Annotated in this window: 1 rRNA gene; it reads left to right on the forward strand. The window is 54.4% G+C overall.

Annotation, left to right across the window (positions count from 1 at the left end):
• A 23S ribosomal RNA gene (locus GH715_RS21240) occupies window positions 1–1364 on the forward strand; the annotation flags it as partial.
• Between the last annotated feature and the right edge of the window lie 2 nt (window positions 1365–1366).

A 1366-nucleotide genomic window follows, 5' to 3' on the forward strand; every position in this document is an offset into this window, starting at 1 on the left:
AAGCTTGAGCTGTGATCGGGAGGGAAATAAAGTACCGAAGTTCCGGATTTCACGCTGCCAAGAAAAGCCTCTAGCAAGGAAACGGGTGCCCGTACCGCAAACCGACACAGGTAGGCGAGGAGAGAATCCTAAGGTGATCGGGAGAACTCTCGTTAAGGAACTCGGCAAAATGACCCCGTAACTTCGGGAGAAGGGGTGCTTCTTTTGCGAGAAGCCGCAGTGAAAAGGCCCAAGCGACTGTTTAGCAAAAACACAGGTCTCTGCGAAGCCGAAAGGCGAAGTATAGGGGCTGACACCTGCCCGGTGCTGGAAGGTTAAGGGGATGCGTTAGCTTCTGCGAAGCGTTGAACCGAAGCCCCAGTAAACGGCGGCCGTAACTATAACGGTCCTAAGGTAGCGAAATTCCTTGTCGGGTAAGTTCCGACCCGCACGAAAGGTGCAACGACTTGGGCACTGTCTCAACGAGAGACCCGGTGAAATTATACTATGTGTGAAGATGCACATTACCCGCGACAGGACGGAAAGACCCCGTGGAGCTTTACTGTAGCCTGATATTGAATGTTGGTACAGCTTGTACAGGATAGGTGGGAGCCTGAGATGCGTGAGCGCTAGCTTACGTGGAGGCGCCGGTGGGATACCACCCTGGCTGTATTGACCTTCTAACCCAGAACCGTGATCCGGTTCGGAGACAGTGTCAGGTGGGCAGTTTGACTGGGGCGGTCGCCTCCCAAAATGTAACGGAGGCGCCCAAAGGTTCCCTCAGAATGGTTGGAAATCATTCGCAGAGTGTAAAGGCAGAAGGGAGCTTGACTGCGAGACCTACAAGTCGAGCAGGGACGAAAGTCGGGCTTAGTGATCCGGCGGTACCGAATGGAAGGGCCGTCGCTCAACGGATAAAAGCTACCCCGGGGATAACAGGCTTATCTCCCCCAAGAGTCCACATCGACGGGGAGGTTTGGCACCTCGATGTCGGCTCATCGCATCCTGGGGCTGTAGTCGGTCCCAAGGGTTGGGCTGTTCGCCCATTAAAGCGGTACGCGAGCTGGGTTCAGAACGTCGTGAGACAGTTCGGTCCCTATCCGTCGTGGGCGTTGGAAGTTTGAGAGGAGCTGTCCTTAGTACGAGAGGACCGGGATGGACACACCGCTGGTGCACCAGTTGTTCCGCCAGGAGCATCGCTGGGTAGCTACGTGTGGCAGGGATAAGTGCTGAAAGCATCTAAGCATGAAGCCCCCCTCAAGATGAGACTTCCCATCTATTCGATAGAGTAAGATCCCTCAGAGACGATGAGGTAGATAGGTTCGAGGTGGAAGCATGGTGACATGTGCAGCTGACGAATACTAATCGATCGAGGACTTAACTATAC

The sequence above is a fragment of the Gracilibacillus thailandensis genome, from assembly GCF_010994055.1.
Lineage (GTDB): Bacteria > Bacillota > Bacilli > Bacillales > Amphibacillaceae > Gracilibacillus > Gracilibacillus lacisalsi.